Here is a 16,954-nt window from a genome sequence, read left to right as displayed (position 1 = left end):
GGGTTTTCGCTACAGGGGTAAGGCTGGCTTACATCATGCCGCCCATGCCACCCATGCCGCCCATGTCTGGCATACCGCCGCCAGCTGGAGCGTCTTCCTTGATTTCAGCGATCATCGCCTCGGTGGTGATCATCAGGCTGGCAATCGACGAAGCCGCTTGCAGAGCCGAACGAGTCACTTTGGCCGGGTCCAGGATACCCATTTCGATCATGTCGCCGTATTCGCCGGTTGCAGCGTTGTAACCGTAGTTACCCGAACCCTGCTTGACCTTGTCGACCACAACGCTTGGCTCGTCACCGGAGTTGGCAACGATCTGGCGCAGCGGAGCTTCTACAGCGCGACGCAGCAACTGGATGCCCACGTTCTGGTCATCGTTGTCGCCTTTGAGTTCGCTGATGGCTTGCAGGGCACGTACCAGTGCCACGCCGCCGCCAGGTACCACGCCTTCTTCAACGGCTGCGCGGGTCGCGTGCAGGGCGTCTTCAACGCGGGCTTTCTTCTCTTTCATTTCAACTTCGGAACCAGCGCCAACCTTGATCACAGCAACGCCGCCGGACAGCTTGGCCAGGCGCTCTTGCAGTTTTTCACGGTCGTAGTCGGACGAAGTCTCGGCCACTTGTGCGCGGATCTGGGTCACGCGAGCCTGGATGTCAGCCTCGACGCCGGCACCGTCGATCACGGTGGTGTTTTCCTTGGACAGGATCACGCGCTTGGCGTTACCCAGGTGCTCCAGGGTGGTGCTTTCCAGGCTCAGGCCGATCTCTTCGGAGATAACGGTACCGCCGGTCAGTACGGCGATGTCCTGCAGCATGGCCTTGCGACGGTCGCCGAAGCCTGGAGCCTTGACGGCTGCGACTTTAACGATGCCACGCATGTTGTTCACAACCAGGGTCGCCAGGGCTTCGCCTTCAACGTCTTCAGCCACGATCAGCAGTGGGCGGCCGGCTTTGGCAACGGCTTCCAGCACGGGCAGCATTTCGCGGATGTTCGAGATCTTCTTGTCAACCAGCAGGATCAGCGGGCCGTCGAGCTCGGCGGTCATGGTGTCCGGCTTGTTGACGAAGTACGGGGACAGGTAGCCACGGTCGAACTGCATGCCTTCAACAACCGACAGTTCGTTTTCCAGGCCCGAGCCTTCTTCAACGGTGATCACGCCTTCTTTGCCGACTTTTTCCATGGCTTCGGCAATGATGTCGCCGATGGAGTTGTCGGAGTTGGCCGAGATGGTACCGACCTGAGCGATTGCCTTGGTGTCAGCGCATGGCTTGGACAGGGCTTTCAACTCTTTGACGATGGCGATGGTCGCCTTGTCGATACCGCGCTTGAGGTCCATCGGGTTCATGCCGGCAGCGACGGCTTTCAGGCCTTCGTTGACGATAGACTGAGCCAGTACGGTCGCGGTGGTGGTGCCGTCACCGGCGTCATCGTTGGCACGGGAGGCAACGTCTTTGACCAGTTGCGCGCCCATGTTTTCGAAGCGATCCTTGAGCTCGATTTCTTTGGCTACGGAAACGCCGTCCTTGGTGATGGTCGGAGCGCCGAAGCTCTTCTCGATGATCACGTTACGGCCTTTCGGGCCCAGGGTCGCTTTTACTGCGTCAGCCAGGACGTTGACACCGGCGAGCATTTTCTTGCGGGCGGAATCGCCGAATTTAACTTCTTTAGCAGCCATGATCGATATTCCTTAAATACTTTGTAGTCGCGGAAAAATGAGCGGGGAATCAGCCTTCGACAACAGCGAGGATTTCGCTCTCGCCGATAACCAGCAGGTCTTCGCCATCAACTTTCACAGTGTTGCTACCGGAGTAAGGGCCGAAAACAACCTTGTCACCCACTTTCACGGACAGCGCACGTACTTCACCGTTTTCCAGTGCTTTACCTGGGCCTACAGCGAGGACTTCACCCTGGTTTGGCTTTTCAGCAGCCGAACCTGGCAGGACGATACCGCCAGCGGTTTTCTTTTCTTCTTCGCTGCGACGGACGACGACGCGGTCATGCAGAGGACGAAGCTTCATTGTCGATCTCTCCTAATTGTGGTTTTCATCGGCCGGTGTAGTCCCGGCGGGTTTAACGAATCCGGCGGTGCCGGGTGCGGTTCGTCAAGCGAACCGCGGAAGTCTGTCCAGTGTTGCCACCGGAAACCTTGCGGTGACCCATACATAAGGGCGCACAAGCCGATTACAAGGGCCGGGTATGAAATTTTTTACTTCACGCAGCCAGAAACGAACACGGCACCGGAAGGTGCCGTGTCGCTGGTTTTTACCGAGGGTCGCGGTGTTCGAACTCGCCTTCGATCACGTTGGGCTCGCGGCCCACAGGTTCACGCGGAGTCGGACCGCCACGGGATTGCAGGTCATCGGCGAAGGCGCGCTGACGCATCGCCTGCTCTTCGGCGCGCTGACGCATTTTATTGGCCAGCAACCGACGGGTGAACGGCAACAGCATGACCAGGCCCAGCACGTCGCTGATAAAGCCGGGCAGGATCAACAGGCCGCCACCCAGGGCCAGCATCAGGCCTTCGAGCATGGTCTGGGCGGGCAGCTCGCCACGGTTCAGGCTTTCACGGGCACGCAGTGCCGTGGCGAGGCCGGCGATGCGCAGCACGAACACGCCGAGCATCGAGCCGAGAATGACCAGCAACAGCGCCGGGAAAAACCCGATCGCACCGCTGACTTTGACGAATACGAACAGCTCCAACACCGGGAACAGCAGAAAGAGCAACAAAAAAGGGCGCATCAAATGGTTCCTCAACGCAAGAATGCCTTGCTATGAAACCTTAAATGACGTCGCCCTTTCGTGAATTCAAGCATCAGCCACGGTATTTTTCGGCCATTGCTCGGCGTGAGCCAGATAAACCAAGGCTTCGCGCACTTGTGTCGGGGTGTTGCAGGGCGTCGCAAACGCCAGCCAGTGCAGGCCCTGGCCAATGCGCAGGTGCATGCCCTCGCTGTCGATGCCCACCAGTTGCGCCGGTTCGCTTTTCGACAGGCCGGCCAGCTCCACGTAATGAGCGATGGCTTTGGCGTGATCGGCATTCATGTGCTCGATCATGCTGGCTTCGGCTTTGCCGGCGAAGGGGTTGGCCAGGGTGAGCTGGTCGATCCAGTGAATGGCGCCAAAGCCGCCGATGTAGCGATGGCGCACCGGCTCGAGCACCCAGAAATCGAAATCATGGGCCTTGTGATAGTTCTGCGAGTCAGGGAAATAGCGGTAATAACGCTCGGCGGCCGCCTCGATGGCGGCGTTGTCTTCGAGTTTCCGGGCTTCGGCCAGGTAGGTCAGGCGCCCCACGGCCTGCACGTCCTCGGCACCGCGCTCGCCCACCAGCATCGAACACTTGGGGTCTTTTTGCAGATTGTGAGTGTGCTGGGCGATACGGCTGATCAGGATCAGCGGCTGGCCTTGTGCGTCCAGGCAATACGGCACCACGGAGCCGAACGGAAAACCTGGCATGGACTTGGAATGAGTGGAAAGCATTCCACGGTATTCCTTGAGCAGCAGTTCCCGGGCATGCTTGGCAGCTTCAACGCTCAATTTATGACTCCTTTTATTAAACTCGTCTAGAAAACGGTCAGGCGACTGGAGTAATGTTCCGATATACCTAGGGGACAGTTCTCGTGTGCAGTCGGGCTACACCGTCGCAAATCGAGAGGCCTCCCAACAGGTCCCCTCCACCGCTGCGCCATCTGGACATGAGAATGCAACTCACTGACAAAGTAATCATTATCACCGGCGGTTGCCAGGGCCTGGGCCGCTCCATGGCCGAGTATTTCGCGGACAAAGGCGCCAAGCTCGCGCTGGTGGACCTCAATCAGGAAAAACTCGACCAGGCGGTTGCCGCCTGCGCAGCCAAGGGCGTCGAGGCGCGTGCCTACCTGTGCAATGTCGCCAATGAAGAACAAGTGACCGACATGGTTGCCCGGGTGGCCGAGGACTTCGGCGCGATCCACGGGTTGATCAACAACGCCGGGATCCTGCGCGACGGCCTGCTGCTCAAGGTCAAGGACGGCGAAATGACCAAGATGAGCCTGGCCCAGTGGCAGGCGGTGATCGACGTCAACCTCACCGGTGTGTTCCTGTGCACCCGTGAAGTGGCGGCGAAAATGGTCGAACTGAAGAACAGCGGCGCCATCATCAATATCTCGTCGATTTCCCGAGCCGGCAATGTCGGCCAAACCAACTACTCGGCCGCCAAGGCTGGCGTGGCCGCTGCCACTGTGACCTGGGCCAAGGAGCTGGCGCGCTACGGCATCCGTGTCGCCGGCATCGCCCCGGGCTTCATCGAAACCGAGATGACCCTGAGCATGAAACCCGAGGCCCTGGAGAAAATGACCTCGGGGATTCCGCTCAAGCGCATGGGCAAGCCGGAGGAGATTGCTCATTCGGCGGCGTATATCTTCGAGAACGACTACTACACCGGTCGGATTCTGGAGATGGATGGTGGGTTGCGGATCTAAGCCCACCGCATCCCTCCCTGTGGGAGGGAGCCTGTGGGAGCACAGCTTGCTCGCGATAGCGGTGTTAAACCAACAGACGTGTTGTAGGTGACGCCGTCATCGCGAGCAAGCTGTGCTCCCACAGGCTTGCTCCCCATGGGATTGTGTTTCAAGCATCAATCATCGCTGACAGTGATGTTCGGCATCGCCGGCGATGCGGCCTCCTGCAACACGATCCGCGCGCCCACGTGGCGGGCAAGTTCCTGATAGACCATGGCGATTTGGCTGTCCGGCTCGGCGATGACGGTTGGCTTGCCGCCGTCGGCCTGTTCGCGGATCACCATCGACAGCGGTAGCGAAGCCAGCAATTCGACGCCGTACTGGGTCGCCAGTTTTTCCCCGCCACCTTCGCCGAACAGGTGCTCGGCATGTCCGCAATTGGAGCAGATGTGCACGGCCATGTTCTCCACCACGCCCAGCACCGGGATGTTCACCTTGCGGAACATCTCCACGCCCTTGCGCGCGTCCAACAGGGCCAGGTCCTGAGGGGTGGTGACGATCACCGCGCCGGCCACCGGGACTTTCTGCGCCAGGGTCAGCTGGATGTCGCCAGTGCCCGGCGGCATGTCGATCACCAGGTAATCCAGGTCGCCCCACGCGGTTTGCGTGACCAGTTGCAGCAAGGCCCCGGAAACCATCGGCCCGCGCCAGACCATCGGCGTGTTGTCGTCGGTCAGGAAGGCCATGGACATGACTTCCACGCCATGGGATTGCAGCGGCACGAACCACTTCTGGTCCTTGATCTGCGGCCGGGTGCCCTCGGCGATCCCGAACATGATGCCCTGGCTCGGACCGTAGATGTCCGCGTCGAGAATCCCGACCTTCGCCCCTTCACGGGCCAGGGCCAGGGCCAGGTTGGCGGCGGTGGTGGACTTGCCCACGCCGCCCTTGCCCGAGGCCACGGCGATCACATTCTTGACATTGGCCAGCCCCGGCACCTGCGCCTGGGCCTTATGCGCGGCGATCACGCTGGTGACTTGGACCGTCGCGGCTGTCACGCCGTCCAGGCCTTCGATCGCCATTTGCAGCATCTGCGCCCAGCCGCTCTTGAACAGGTCGGCGGCGTAGCCGATCTCCAACTGAACATTGACGCGATCGCCCTGGATATCGATGGCGCGCACGCATCCGGCGCTGACCGGATCCTGGTTCAGGTAGGGGTCGGTGTACTGGCGAAGGACGGTTTCCACCGCTGCGCGGTTGACGGCGCTCATGGGCAACTCCGATAGCAAGACTTGAAAACAGGCCGCTATCCTACGCCCCGCGCTCCCGCGTGGCGACCCGATTAAGGGCCGCGAACGCTCTCGTGGCGAGGGAGCTTGCTCCCGCTGTGTGGGAGCAAGGCTTGCCGCGATGCAGGCGATGGGATTTTTCACAAATCGAGGTGCCTGTTTCGCGAGCAAGCTTTGCTCCCACAATCCCCTCGCCACCGGTTGTGCCTGTGCGGCTATCAGCAATGCATCCGGAAACAGGCCTGTGGGGTGAAATATATTTCCCGGCGCTTTATAGTGGCCGACCTCCGTTTCATCAAGTAGCCGAGCCCCATGTCCGAGCCACGCAAGATCCTCGTCACCAGCGCCCTGCCCTATGCCAATGGTTCGATTCACCTCGGCCATATGCTGGAATACATCCAGACCGATATGTGGACGCGCTTCCAGAAACATCGCGGCAACCAGTGCATCTATGTCTGCGCCGACGACGCCCACGGTTCGGCCATCATGCTGCGCGCGGAAAAGGAAGGCATCACCCCGGAACAACTGATCGCCAACGTCCAGGCCGAACACAGCGCCGACTTTGCCGAGTTCCTGGTGGACTTCGACAACTTCCACTCCACTCACGCCGAAGAAAACCGTGAGCTGTCGAGCCAGATCTATCTGAAGCTGCGTGACGCCGGACACATCGCCACCCGTTCGGTCACCCAGTATTTCGACCCGGAAAAGAACATGTTCCTGGCCGACCGCTTCATCAAGGGCACCTGCCCGAAATGCGGCACCGAAGACCAGTACGGCGACAACTGCGAAAAATGCGGCGCCACCTACGCACCGACCGATCTGAAAGACCCGAAATCGGCGATTTCCGGCGCCACCCCGGTGCTCAGGGACTCCCAGCACTTTTTCTTCAAGCTGCCGGATTTCCAGGCGATGCTGCAAACCTGGACCCGCAGCGGCACGTTGCACGATGCGGTGGCCAACAAGCTCGCCGAATGGCTCGACTCCGGCCTGCAAGAGTGGGACATTTCCCGCGACGCACCGTACTTCGGCTTCGAAATCCCCGGCGAGCCCGGCAAGTATTTCTACGTGTGGCTGGACGCGCCCATCGGCTACATGGCGAGTTTCAAGAACCTTTGCGACCGCACGCCGGAGCTGGACTTCGACGCGTTCTGGGGCAAGGACTCCACGGCCGAGGTGTATCACTTCATCGGCAAGGACATCGTCAACTTCCACGCGCTGTTCTGGCCCGCCATGCTCGAAGGCGCCGGTTTCCGCAAGCCGACCGGCATCAACGTCCACGGCTACCTGACCGTCAATGGCCAGAAAATGTCCAAGTCCCGCGGCACCTTCATCAAGGCCCGGACTTACCTGGACCACCTGTCCCCGGAATACCTGCGCTACTACTACGCTGCCAAGCTTGGCCGCGGTGTCGACGACCTGGACCTGAACCTCGAAGACTTCGTGCAGAAGGTCAACTCCGACCTGGTGGGCAAGGTCGTCAACATTGCCAGCCGTTGCGCCGGGTTCATCCACAAGGGCAACGCTGGGGTCCTGGTCGCCGGTAACGCCGCGCCGGAACTGACCGACGCCTTCCTGGCGGCCGCGCCAAGCATCGCCGAAGCCTACGAGAGCCGCGACTTTGCCCGCGCCATGCGCGAAATCATGGCCCTGGCCGACCGCGCCAACGCCTGGATCGCCGACAAGGCCCCGTGGTCACTGGCCAAGCAGGAAGGCAAGCAGGACGAAGTCCAGGCTATCTGCGCCCTGGGCATCAACCTGTTCCGCCAGTTGGTGATCTTCCTCAAGCCGGTGCTGCCGTTGCTGGCCGCCGATGCCGAAGCATTCCTGAACGTTGCACCGCTGACCTGGAACGACCACCAGACCCTGCTGAGCAACCATCAGTTGAACGCGTTCAAGCCGTTGATGACCCGTATCGACCCCGCCAAGGTCCAAGCCATGGTCGACGCCTCCAAGGAAGACCTGGCCGCCAGCCAGACCGACGCCGGCGCCCCTGCCGGCAACGGCGAGCTGGCCAAGGACCCGCTGTCGCCGGAAATCGACTTCGACGCCTTCGCCGCCGTTGACCTGCGCGTGGCGCTGATCGTCAAGGCCGAAGCTGTCGAAGGGGCCGACAAGCTGCTGCGCCTGACCTTGGACATCGGCGACGAGCAACGCAACGTGTTCTCCGGCATCAAGAGTGCCTACCCGGACCCGGCCAAGCTCGAAGGTCGATTGACGATGATGATCGCCAACCTCAAGCCGCGCAAAATGCGCTTCGGTATCTCCGAAGGCATGGTGATGGCGGCGGGCCCCGGCGGCGAGGAGATCTACCTGTTGAGCCCTGACAGTGGCGCCAAGCCGGGCCAGCGGATCAAGTAACGCGACCGCGTGCTGCACCGATCCCACAGTCGCCTTGCAGGTGACTGTGGGATTTTCATATCTGGCCCACGCGCCCGGCGTGCCGGATAATGCCTAATCTTGTAACAGGCCCTTTGTCGCCCACGCACCCATGACCGAAATCGTCCTCACGCTGTTCAGCGCTGCCCTGATCAACAACCTGGTGTTGCATTGGCCGCTGGGCGTCGATCCGCTGCTGGCGGCCAACGGCAGAAAACAGGTGCACGCCCTGGGCGTGGCAACGACGTGCCTGATGTTGATCGTCGGCACCCTGGGCTATCTGGTCGATCATGGGCTACTCGTGCCGACAAACCTGACATCCCTGCGCCTGTTGGTCTGGCTGTCCTTGAGCATCTTGCTGATCGAGCCCTTGCTGCGCCTGCTGACACGCTGGCTGCCAGCAATGCCGTTCGATGGGTTGTGGCCGCTGCTGCTCGGCAATGCCGGCATCCTGGGCGTCACGTTGCTCAACGGTCAGGAAGACCGAGGCCTGGGCCACGCCGTGGCGCTGGGGCTGGGTGCCGGGCTGGGCTTCTGGCTGGTGCTGAGCCTGTTCGAGGATCTGCGCCAGCGCACCTTCAATAACGCTATTGCCTTGCCCTTTCGGGGCCTGCCGATTCAGTTGATCAGCGCCGGACTGATGGCGGTGGCCTTTCTCGGATTGCGCGGGCTGGTCAAAACATGAGCCTGATTCAACGTATCGACGCCCTGCTGCCGCAGACCCAATGCGGCAAATGCGGCCACCCCGGGTGCAAGCCCTACGCCGAAGGCATCGCCCAGGGCGAGCCGATCAACAAATGCCCGCCCGGTGGACGCGAAACCATCGCGGCCCTGGCCGAGCTGATGAAGATACCGGTGCTGGAACTGGACACCAGCCGCGGCGCGGCCCCGGCGCAAATCGCCTTTATCCGCGAAGCCGAATGCATCGGGTGCACCAAGTGCATCCAGGCCTGTCCGGTGGACGCGATTGTCGGTGCGGCCAAGCTGATGCACACCGTCCTTATCGATGAATGCACCGGTTGCGACCTGTGCGTGGCGCCCTGTCCGGTCGACTGCATCGAGATGCGGCCGCTGCCGACGGCAAGCGTGTTGCCGATTGTCGGCGGCTTGGCCTTCAGCGCCGCCGAGCAACAGGCGCGAACCGCCAAGCGCAATCACGCCCGGCGTCGCTTCGAACAGCGCAATGCGCGCCTGCGCCGCGAAGAAGAACAACGCCAGGCCGAACGCCTGGCTCGAACCCAACGCGCAGCACAGGCCAAGGAACAGGAGCAGCCGCTCAATCCCGTACAAGCCGCACTGGAACGCGTGCGCGCGCAAAAAGCCGCCACCGCCGATGCTGCCTTGAAAAAAGCCAAGGTTGACCTGGCCATGAGCCGGGCGCAGTTGAACAAATCCTTGAAAGCGTTCGGCCATCCGCCGACCTTCGAACAGCAGTCGCAACTGATTGTGCTGCAACGCCAGTTCGAAGCAGCCGAGCAGGCCCTGAGCCAACTGGAGAACGCCGCGCCAGCGGCCACTCCAGCACCAGCACCGCCGCCGGCACAAAGCGCCGAACTGAAGCGGGCCAAGATCCAACTGGCGATGCGCCGCGCCGAACTCAGCAAAGCCCGCACGGCAGCGGCTTCGGACGAACAGCTGCAGGCGTTGGAGCAAGCGGTGAAGGATGCCGAACGCCAGGTGGACGTCCATGCCGCTTCCTGAGCCTGTGGACGAACGGCTGCGGCCCGCGATGATGCGGGTGTTGCTGGCGACACTGCCCGGCGTGCTGGCGTTGCTGTGGTTCCAGGGCTGGGGCGTGGCGCTCAACCTGCTGTTGTCCGGCTTTACCGCGCTGGCGGTCGAAGCGTGGATTCTGCGTTTGCGCCGCCGGCCGCTCAAACCCGAGCTCAACGATGGCAGCGCGCTGGTCAGTGCCACGCTGCTGGCCCTGGCCTTGCCGGCGTATTGTCCCTGGTGGCTGACCGTCACGGCGGCCGCCTGCGCCTTGCTGTTCGGCAAACACCTGTGGGGCGGCGTCGGCAGCAACCCGTTCAACCCGGCGATGCTCGGGTACGCCTTGGTGCTGGTGGCGTTTCCCGCCCATATGAGTCCGGCGCCCCACGGCATGGGCCTGCTTGAAGGCCTGCAACAGGTGTTCGGCACCCATCCGGCGCCCGATGCCTGGGCCGGGGCCACCGCTCTGGACAGCCTACGGACCAACACGAGCCTGACCATCGATGAACTGTTCGCCAGCAATCCGGCGTTCGGGCGTTTCGGTGGCCGCGGTGCCGAATGGGTCAATCTGGCTTTCCTGGCAGGCGGCCTGTTTCTGTTGCAGCAACGGGTGTTCAGTTGGCATGCGCCGGTGGGCCTGCTGGCGAGCCTGTTCATCGTCAGCCTGTTGTGCTGGAACGGCTCGGGCTCCGACTCCCACGGCTCACCGCTGTTTCATCTGTTCAGCGGCGCGACCATGCTCGGCGCGTTTTTTATCGCCACCGAACCGGTCTCAGGTGCCAAGGCCCCGCTCGCCCGCTTGCTGTTTGGCGCGGGCATGGGGCTGCTGGTCTACCTGATCCGCACCTGGGGCGGCTACCCGGATGGCGTGGCGTTCGCGGTGTTGCTGATGAACCTCGGCGTGCCGGCACTGGACCGGTTTGCCGAGGCGCGACAACGGCGACCACTGACATGAAGAATCCCGGCGGCGTGGCAACCCTGATCCTGTTGATCGGCCTCGGTAGCGGTGCCACTTACCTCACACACCTCGGCACCGCCGAGCGTATCGAGGCCCAGCGGCAAGCGTTGGCGAACAGGACCTTGCTTGAGGTACTGCCCACTGACCGCTATGACAATCAGCCGTTGGCGAACCCGGTTTTCACCGCCTCGGTACCCTTGGCCCATAGCACGCTGCTGGACGGTTACCTGGCGACCCGCAACGGCCAGCCCAGCGCCGTGCTGCTGCGTAGCCAGGCGCTGGGCTATGAAGGCAGCATCGAATTGCTGGTCGCCATCGACCCACAGGGCCGGCTGCTGGGCGTCAAGACGCTGCGCCAGGCCGAGACACCCGGGTTGGGCGCGGCGATTGCCGGCTGGCCGAACGCCTGGTTGCAGACCTTCACCGGCAAATCACGCCAGGCGCCTGACGACAGCGGCTGGGCTTTGAAAAAGGACCAGGGTCAGTTCGATCAACTGGCCGGCGCAACGGTAACGTCCCGGGCGGTGCTCCAGGCGGTTCACGACGCGTTGCGTTACTTCGACGAGCACAACGCTCAGTTGATGGGAGTGCCTGCCAATGAATAAACCATGGGGCCTGACACATGGCCTGCTGCTCGTCCCGCTGGTTGGCGCCAGCGATTCGCTGATGGGTGCACTGGTGCTATGGCTGGCCTGGGCCTTGATTCTCTTCTGCCAAGGCTTGGCGATGGGGCTTGTCCGGCAGCGCCTGACAGCCGGGCAACGGCTGCTCGCCGCCATTGTGCTGGCCGCCACCCTGACCACTTGCACAGGCTTGATCATCCAGGCCTGGACGCTGGAACTGTATCGATCGCTGAGCCTGTACCTGGGCTGGATCGCCCTGAGCTGCGTGGCGCTGGAGCATGCGGGTTTCTTCGTTGAAGCGCGCTGGCCTGGACGCCTCAGGCTGGCTGGGGTGTTCGGTCTCTTGATGATCAGCCTGGGCACCCTGCGCGAGCTGATCGACAGCGGTCTCCCCCTGGCCTCGCTCGCCCCGGGTGAGTTCATTCTGCTCGGGCTGCTGTTGGCGGCCCGACAGGCCTGGACGGCAGCCAAATCCCCTTCAACCACCGAGGAAACGCCGCGCCCATGAACGCCGCAAAACGCCTGGAAATATTCCGTCGCTTTCACGAGGACAACCCGGAACCGAAAACCGAACTGGCCTATTCCTCGCCGTTCGAGTTGCTGATCGCGGTCATCCTGTCGGCCCAGTCCACCGACGTTGGCGTCAACAAGGCCACGGCTAAATTGTTCCCGGTTGCCAACACTCCGGAAGCAATCTACGCCCTGGGCGTTGAAGGGTTGTCCGAGTACATCAAGACCATCGGCCTGTTCAACAGCAAGGCCAAGAACGTGATCGAAACCTGCCGCCTGCTGATCGAGCGCCACGGCAGTGAAATCCCGCAGACCCGTGAAGCGCTGGAGGCCCTTCCGGGTGTTGGCCGCAAAACCGCCAACGTCGTGCTCAACACCGCATTCCGGCAGTTGACCATGGCGGTCGACACCCACATTTTCCGCGTCAGCAACCGTACCGGGTTGGCCCCCGGCAAAAACGTGGGGGAAGTGGAGAAGAAGCTGATGAAATTTGTCCCCAAGGAATACCTGCTGGACTCCCATCACTGGCTCATCCTCCATGGACGCTACGTCTGCCTGGCGCGCAAGCCCCGCTGCGGCAGCTGCCGAATCGAAGATTTATGCGAATACAAGCACAAGACCTCGGACGATTGAGGCGCTATTGCTTTTATCGATCCTTCGATTGAAAAAATCTTTTTTACCCGCCCGTGGTTTATCGATATAAGGAGCGCCAATGGCAGTCTTAGCCTGGAGTCGAACCCATGAGTGCTGGCAAAGAACAACTGGATGTAGAAGACGAATTCATCGCCGCTGAGGCCGACGACGTCGAACCTGTGGTCGTGGAAGTGGCGAAAACCAACCTGAGCAAGCGCCGCACCATCGATAACCTGCTGGAAGAGCGTCGTTTACAGAAGCAACTGGCCGATTACGACTTTGACCTCTGACACGTAAAAGCCTCCCTGATGGAGGCTTTTTACTGAGTACGCGTGACAGAAGCCTCACACCAACCCATTGCGCTGCGCCAGCTCGATCAGGTCGACCAGCGAACGGGCATTGAGCTTCAATAACAGACGAGTCTTGTAAGTACTGACGGTCTTGTTGCTCAAGAACATTCCATCGGCGATTTCCTTGTTGGTCTTGCCGCGCGCCAGTTGCTGCAAGACCATCATCTCCCGCCCCGATAACCGATCGACCATATCGGACTCACTGGCGTTACCCAGACTTGATCGCACCGTATGCAGTGCCTGGTTCGGAAAGTAACTGTAACCGGACAGAACAGCCTTGATAGCACTCAATAACTCGGTAAGGTCCTGTTGCTTGCAGACATACCCGGCCGCCCCTGTCTGCATGCAGCGCATCGAAAAATGTCCAGGCGCCTGAGAAGTCAGCACCAACACCTTCATTGACGAAGGGATGGCCGTCAAACGGGCAATGACCTCCAACCCGTCCAGTTTCGGAATACCGATATCGAGAATGACGATATCGGGCATAAGTTCACGAGCAAGTTGTAACGCATCGACGCCGTTGTCGGTTTCGGCAACGACCTCATAACCATGACGCTCCATCAGCAAACGTACAGCAAGACGAATGACGGGATGATCATCCACGATCAGCACTTTATTCATGGGCAAATCCAACTTCGCTGTTCGAATTTTTAGAGCACGCACAATAGCCTAGTCATTTCTACCTTGGCATGCCGCTCCCCCCTGACCGCTCGCACCGAGAGACAGAACCTACAAGCTATACAGAAAATTCCTACAAATTCCGCGGGGAAAAATGTGTCCTGAATTTTTCACAGAGATGGACTGACCACCTTTAACAATCCGCTACCTCTATGAATAATGCACCCTTTCACCGCGCCACCTGTCTGCGGACCGGCCATCGAAATGCTCTTTACTCATAAAGAGTAACCGAATTATTTACTGTTAAAACGGCCGTACTTCACTTCAGCAATAGGAATTCATATATAAAAGACACTCGGATAGCTGATATTAAATATTAGCGCTCCTGACAGCTGCATCGGCCCCTTATTAACCACCGACACTCTTTTTCAACCTACTCACCGAGCATGAATATTCCATGAGCATTAACCATGAACAAACCTTTGAAAACCATCACCAACCCTATGACCCTTATCGCCATATTCGCAACTTTATCCGAAACTTCCGCGGCGATTTCCCTGCCTTTCCTGGATGACCAGGATCGTGAGTATTACCTTTGGTTCCTGATCAGCTTTCCGTTTTATCTATTGCTGCTTTTTTTCATCACGCTCAACTTCAATTATCGTTCCTTGTATTCACCTTCTGATTTTCGCAAGAGCAAGCACTTCATAAAGACCATGGATGACGCGACCGGCCGGCGTAAACGAATGCTGCGCCGGACAGGCAAGGACCCACGGCTGCTGATATGCCTTCATCGACACAGGCGTGAATCGCCGGACGCCCTTTGTATCTTATGCAGCCAATCCCAGCGTTTGATCGAGACTTGTCGATCGGAGCATTTGAAGCACGTCGGCATCGTCGTGTACGTCATCTACAACCAGGCAGACCTTGCAGCCCACGGGCAGGATGAATGAGCCATCAGGTACAACGCTGCGGCACGCGTAAAAAGGGGGTAAAAAAAAACGGCCTGCTCAAGGCAGGCCGTTTTTTTTATAGCCAGGATCAGAACAGCTTGCGACCCTTGTTCGCCGCGATGCGCATGCGCAGGGCGTTGAGCTTGATGAAGCCGGCCGCGTCGGCCTGGTTGTAGGCACCGCCGTCTTCTTCGAAGGTCGCGATGTTGGCATCGAACAGCGACTCGTCGGACTTACGCCCGGTGACGATCACGTTGCCCTTGTACAGCTTCAGGCGTACCACGCCATTCACATGAGCCTGGGAGGCGTCGATCATTTGCTGCAGCATCAGACGCTCAGGGCTCCACCAGTAGCCGGTGTAGATCAGGCTGGCGTACTTGGGCATCAACTCGTCCTTGAGGTGGGCCACTTCGCGGTCCAGGGTGATCGATTCGATCGCCCGGTGGGCGCGCAGCATGATGGTGCCCCCCGGGGTTTCATAGCAGCCGCGGGACTTCATGCCGACATAACGGTTCTCGACGATGTCCAGGCGACCGATGCCGTGTTCGCCGCCGATGCGGTTCAGGGTCGCCAGCACGGTGGCCGGGCTCATTTCCACGCCGTCCAGCGCGACGATATCGCCATTGCGATAGGTCAGCTCCAGGTATTGCGGGGTGTCTGGGGCCTTCTCCGGGGAGACGGTCCAACGCCACATGTCTTCTTCGTGCTCGGTCCAGGTGTCTTCCAGCACGCCACCTTCATAGGAGATGTGCAGCAGGTTGGCATCCATCGAGTACGGGGATTTCTTCTTGCCGTGGCGCTCGATCGGGATCGCGTGCTTCTCGGCGTAGTCCATCAGTTTTTCACGGGACAACAGGTCCCATTCACGCCACGGTGCAATGACTTTCACGCCCGGCTTGAGGGCGTAGGCGCCCAGCTCGAAACGCACCTGGTCGTTGCCTTTGCCGGTGGCGCCGTGGGAAATGGCGTCAGCGCCGGTTTCGTTGGCGATTTCGATCAGGCGCTTGGCGATCAACGGACGGGCGATGGACGTACCCAGCAGGTACTCGCCTTCATAAACGGTGTTGGCGCGGAACATCGGGAACACGAAGTCGCGGACGAACTCTTCGCGCAGGTCATCGATGTAGATCTCTTTGACGCCCATGGCCTGAGCCTTGGCGCGTGCAGGTTCGACTTCTTCGCCCTGCCCCAGGTCTGCGGTGAAGGTCACCACTTCGCAGTTATAAGTGTCCTGCAGCCACTTGAGGATCACCGAAGTGTCCAGGCCGCCGGAATACGCCAGAACGACCTTGTTTACGTCCGCCATGCCATCACTCCACGGGTTGTACGGAAAGCCGGGAAGTCTAACGTCCAGCGCGGATAATTTACAGGGGCGCGACAGCTTATGACGACGAAGCGACAGATTATGTCGAGCGCGCGACGACCAATCCGGCTCAGGACGTCCGCGCAGCGGTGGAAGCGGGTGTGGAGATCGGTGCCTTGGCCGGCGCGGCAGTCGGCGCCGGGACCTTGGCTGGAGCCGCAGCGGGCGCTGGCTGCGGTGCTGGTGCCGGAGCTTCACCCGGCGCCCCACGCTCCAGGCGCACGACCACGCGACGGTTCTTGGCCCGGTTGGCGGCGTTGGTATTGGACACCAGGGGATAACGCTCGCCATGGAACCGCAGTGTGATCTGTGACTCCTGAAAACCATTGGCCTTGAAGAAGTCCTGGACCGCCAGGGCCCGGCGGCGCGACAGCTCACGGTTGGTCAGGCGGTTGCCGCTATTGTCAGAGTGACCGTCGAGCTCGACACGATTGACGCTCGGGTCGGCCTTGATGAAGTCGAGCATCACCTGCAACTGGGCCTTGGCCTGAGCATCGAGCTCGACCCCTTCGCCGGGGAAACCGATTTGAGTTTGCTTAATCTGCTCGAAATTCTTTGGTAACAGTTTCGCCACGCAGCCTTGATAGTCACTAAAGGCCTTATTGAAGCGCACCGGCAACAATCGGACTTCCGAAACCCGTCCATCCTCGGTGTTACGCCGCACCACAGGGCTGCGACCCTCCATCAGCCCACTGATCAAGCGCCCGGCCTGAACCTGGGAGCTGTTGAACAACACGTCGCCACTGCCGATCCTGACCGACCCCAGGTTAATGTCGCCGCGCCCCGGTTGCCACGGTGCGGCGGCCGCCAACAACGTGGCAGAACCGCCGCCCAGCATCGGGTTATGGCTCTTGAGGCGGAAAGTGGCCTGTTCGCCCGCCCGGCGCACGAATTCGCCGCTGCCGAAATCGGTGATCGGCTGGCTCAGCCGGCACTCGAACTTGTCGCCTTCGACCGTCCACTCAATGCTCTCCAGACGGGTCTGGAAAGTGAGCGCCATGGCGGGAAGGCTGGCAAACACACTGAGCAAGGCTAGATAACGCTGGCGCACGGGAGGCTCCACTGACTTTTATACAAAGATCGACGCATGCTTGAGGGCATGACGCCTGTCCGGGGCACTGCACGGATTCGT

At 60.6% G+C, this 16,954-nt stretch carries 17 protein-coding genes and 1 pseudogene; 10 read left to right on the top strand and 8 right to left on the bottom strand.

Features of this window, described 5'->3' with window-relative positions:
- Positions 1–28: 28 nt before the first annotated feature.
- The 4 genes from groL to AB4N80_RS12135 form a co-directional block, all read right to left on the bottom strand.
- Positions 29–1,672: a chaperonin GroEL gene (gene groL / locus AB4N80_RS12150; protein ID WP_053124505.1), complete on the bottom strand. Its 1,644-nt coding sequence runs from the start codon at positions 1,670–1,672 to the stop codon at positions 29–31.
- Positions 1,673–1,721: 49 nt separating this feature from the next.
- Complete coding sequence (locus tag AB4N80_RS12145) at positions 1,722–2,015, bottom strand: co-chaperone GroES (RefSeq protein WP_024619193.1); 294 nt, start codon at positions 2,013–2,015, stop codon at positions 1,722–1,724.
- 244 nt (positions 2,016–2,259) lie between these two features.
- On the bottom strand, positions 2,260–2,736 hold the full coding sequence (locus AB4N80_RS12140; protein ID WP_305468200.1) for an FxsA family protein: 477 nt from the start codon (positions 2,734–2,736) through the stop codon (positions 2,260–2,262).
- 66 nt (positions 2,737–2,802) lie between these two features.
- The gene (locus tag AB4N80_RS12135) at positions 2,803–3,534 is read right to left on the bottom strand and encodes a HugZ family pyridoxamine 5'-phosphate oxidase (RefSeq protein ID WP_122569335.1); all 732 of its coding nucleotides are present in this window, start codon (positions 3,532–3,534) and stop codon (positions 2,803–2,805) included.
- A 164-nt stretch (positions 3,535–3,698) separates the two neighbouring features.
- On the opposite strand from AB4N80_RS12135, the gene AB4N80_RS12130 reads away from it, so the two are divergent.
- Entirely contained in the window at positions 3,699–4,457 is a 759-nt protein-coding gene (locus AB4N80_RS12130; protein ID WP_122569336.1) for an SDR family oxidoreductase, read from the top strand.
- A 155-nt stretch (positions 4,458–4,612) separates the two neighbouring features.
- Here AB4N80_RS12130 and apbC read toward each other — a convergent pair whose 3' ends face one another.
- A complete protein-coding gene (gene apbC, locus AB4N80_RS12125; RefSeq protein ID WP_122569337.1) occupies positions 4,613–5,707 on the bottom strand; it encodes an iron-sulfur cluster carrier protein ApbC in 1,095 nt (364 codons plus the stop codon).
- 330 nt (positions 5,708–6,037) lie between these two features.
- Here apbC and metG point away from each other — a divergent pair, with 330 nt between their 5' ends.
- The 8 genes from metG (at position 6,038) to AB4N80_RS12085 (ending at position 12,828) form a co-directional block, all read left to right on the top strand.
- A complete protein-coding gene (metG, locus tag AB4N80_RS12120; protein ID WP_354336359.1) occupies positions 6,038–8,083 on the top strand; it encodes a methionine--tRNA ligase in 2,046 nt (681 codons plus the stop codon).
- A 130-nt stretch (positions 8,084–8,213) separates the two neighbouring features.
- Positions 8,214–8,786, top strand: a complete 573-nt coding sequence (locus AB4N80_RS12115) for an Rnf-Nqr domain containing protein (protein ID WP_122569340.1) — start codon at positions 8,214–8,216, stop codon at positions 8,784–8,786.
- Entirely contained in the window at positions 8,783–9,802 is a 1,020-nt protein-coding gene (gene rsxB / locus AB4N80_RS12110; protein ID WP_354336357.1) for an electron transport complex subunit RsxB, read from the top strand. The genes AB4N80_RS12115 and rsxB overlap by 4 nt, the downstream gene beginning before the upstream one ends.
- The gene (locus tag AB4N80_RS12105) at positions 9,789–10,769 is read left to right on the top strand and encodes an RnfABCDGE type electron transport complex subunit D (RefSeq protein WP_122569342.1); all 981 of its coding nucleotides are present in this window, start codon (positions 9,789–9,791) and stop codon (positions 10,767–10,769) included. Before rsxB ends, AB4N80_RS12105 begins: the two co-directional genes overlap by 14 nt.
- The gene (locus tag AB4N80_RS12100; RefSeq protein WP_305490995.1) at positions 10,766–11,377 is read left to right on the top strand and encodes an RnfABCDGE type electron transport complex subunit G; all 612 of its coding nucleotides are present in this window, start codon (positions 10,766–10,768) and stop codon (positions 11,375–11,377) included. The genes AB4N80_RS12105 and AB4N80_RS12100 overlap by 4 nt, the downstream gene beginning before the upstream one ends.
- Complete coding sequence (locus AB4N80_RS12095; RefSeq protein ID WP_354336356.1) at positions 11,370–11,903, top strand: Rnf-Nqr domain containing protein; 534 nt, start codon at positions 11,370–11,372, stop codon at positions 11,901–11,903. Before AB4N80_RS12100 ends, AB4N80_RS12095 begins: the two co-directional genes overlap by 8 nt.
- Entirely contained in the window at positions 11,900–12,538 is a 639-nt protein-coding gene (gene nth, locus AB4N80_RS12090) for an endonuclease III (RefSeq protein WP_460082156.1), read from the top strand. The genes AB4N80_RS12095 and nth overlap by 4 nt, the downstream gene beginning before the upstream one ends.
- 107 nt (positions 12,539–12,645) lie before the next feature.
- Positions 12,646–12,828: a PA3496 family putative envelope integrity protein gene (locus AB4N80_RS12085; RefSeq protein WP_003204937.1), complete on the top strand. Its 183-nt coding sequence runs from the start codon at positions 12,646–12,648 to the stop codon at positions 12,826–12,828.
- A 54-nt stretch (positions 12,829–12,882) separates the two neighbouring features.
- Here the strand turns inward: AB4N80_RS12085 and AB4N80_RS12080 are convergent, their stop codons facing one another.
- A complete protein-coding gene (locus AB4N80_RS12080; protein ID WP_053124532.1) occupies positions 12,883–13,509 on the bottom strand; it encodes a response regulator transcription factor in 627 nt (208 codons plus the stop codon).
- Between the two features lie 467 nt (positions 13,510–13,976).
- Here AB4N80_RS12080 and AB4N80_RS12075 point away from each other — a divergent pair.
- Positions 13,977–14,267, top strand: a pseudogene (locus tag AB4N80_RS12075) (hypothetical protein); the annotation flags it as partial.
- A 280-nt stretch (positions 14,268–14,547) separates the two neighbouring features.
- Here AB4N80_RS12075 and AB4N80_RS12070 read toward each other — a convergent pair.
- Together AB4N80_RS12070 and AB4N80_RS12065 are read right to left on the bottom strand one after the other, a co-directional pair.
- Positions 14,548–15,765, bottom strand: coding sequence for an argininosuccinate synthase (locus tag AB4N80_RS12070; RefSeq protein ID WP_003204943.1), 1,218 nt, complete (start codon positions 15,763–15,765; stop codon positions 14,548–14,550).
- A 127-nt stretch (positions 15,766–15,892) separates the two neighbouring features.
- Positions 15,893–16,873: a flagellar protein MotY gene (locus AB4N80_RS12065; RefSeq protein ID WP_122569346.1), complete on the bottom strand. Its 981-nt coding sequence runs from the start codon at positions 16,871–16,873 to the stop codon at positions 15,893–15,895.
- Positions 16,874–16,954: the final 81 nt, after the last annotated feature.

The organism is Pseudomonas sp. H3_A02, from assembly GCF_054671965.1.
This window is presented reverse-complemented; position numbering and strand designations above follow the sequence as displayed.

Bases quoted from the DNA above. Each gene is read 5' to 3' on its own strand.
- groL (WP_053124505.1), bottom strand. From the start codon at position 1,672: ATGGCTGCTAAAGAAGTTAAATTCGGCGATTCCGCCCGCAAGAAAATG.
- AB4N80_RS12145 (WP_024619193.1), bottom strand. From the start codon at position 2,015: ATGAAGCTTCGTCCTCTGCATGACCGCGTCGTCGTCCGTCGCAGCGAA.
- AB4N80_RS12140 (WP_305468200.1), bottom strand. From the start codon at position 2,736: ATGCGCCCTTTTTTGTTGCTCTTTCTGCTGTTCCCGGTGTTGGAGCTG.
- AB4N80_RS12130 (WP_122569336.1), top strand. From the start codon at position 3,699: ATGCAACTCACTGACAAAGTAATCATTATCACCGGCGGTTGCCAGGGC.
- apbC (WP_122569337.1), bottom strand. From the start codon at position 5,707: ATGAGCGCCGTCAACCGCGCAGCGGTGGAAACCGTCCTTCGCCAGTAC.
- metG (WP_354336359.1), top strand. From the start codon at position 6,038: ATGTCCGAGCCACGCAAGATCCTCGTCACCAGCGCCCTGCCCTATGCC.
- AB4N80_RS12115 (WP_122569340.1), top strand. From the start codon at position 8,214: ATGACCGAAATCGTCCTCACGCTGTTCAGCGCTGCCCTGATCAACAAC.
- rsxB (WP_354336357.1), top strand. From the start codon at position 8,783: ATGAGCCTGATTCAACGTATCGACGCCCTGCTGCCGCAGACCCAATGC.
- AB4N80_RS12105 (WP_122569342.1), top strand. From the start codon at position 9,789: ATGCCGCTTCCTGAGCCTGTGGACGAACGGCTGCGGCCCGCGATGATG.
- AB4N80_RS12100 (WP_305490995.1), top strand. From the start codon at position 10,766: ATGAAGAATCCCGGCGGCGTGGCAACCCTGATCCTGTTGATCGGCCTC.
- AB4N80_RS12095 (WP_354336356.1), top strand. From the start codon at position 11,370: ATGAATAAACCATGGGGCCTGACACATGGCCTGCTGCTCGTCCCGCTG.
- nth (WP_460082156.1), top strand. From the start codon at position 11,900: ATGAACGCCGCAAAACGCCTGGAAATATTCCGTCGCTTTCACGAGGAC.
- AB4N80_RS12085 (WP_003204937.1), top strand. From the start codon at position 12,646: ATGAGTGCTGGCAAAGAACAACTGGATGTAGAAGACGAATTCATCGCC.
- AB4N80_RS12080 (WP_053124532.1), bottom strand. From the start codon at position 13,509: ATGAATAAAGTGCTGATCGTGGATGATCATCCCGTCATTCGTCTTGCT.
- AB4N80_RS12070 (WP_003204943.1), bottom strand. From the start codon at position 15,765: ATGGCGGACGTAAACAAGGTCGTTCTGGCGTATTCCGGCGGCCTGGAC.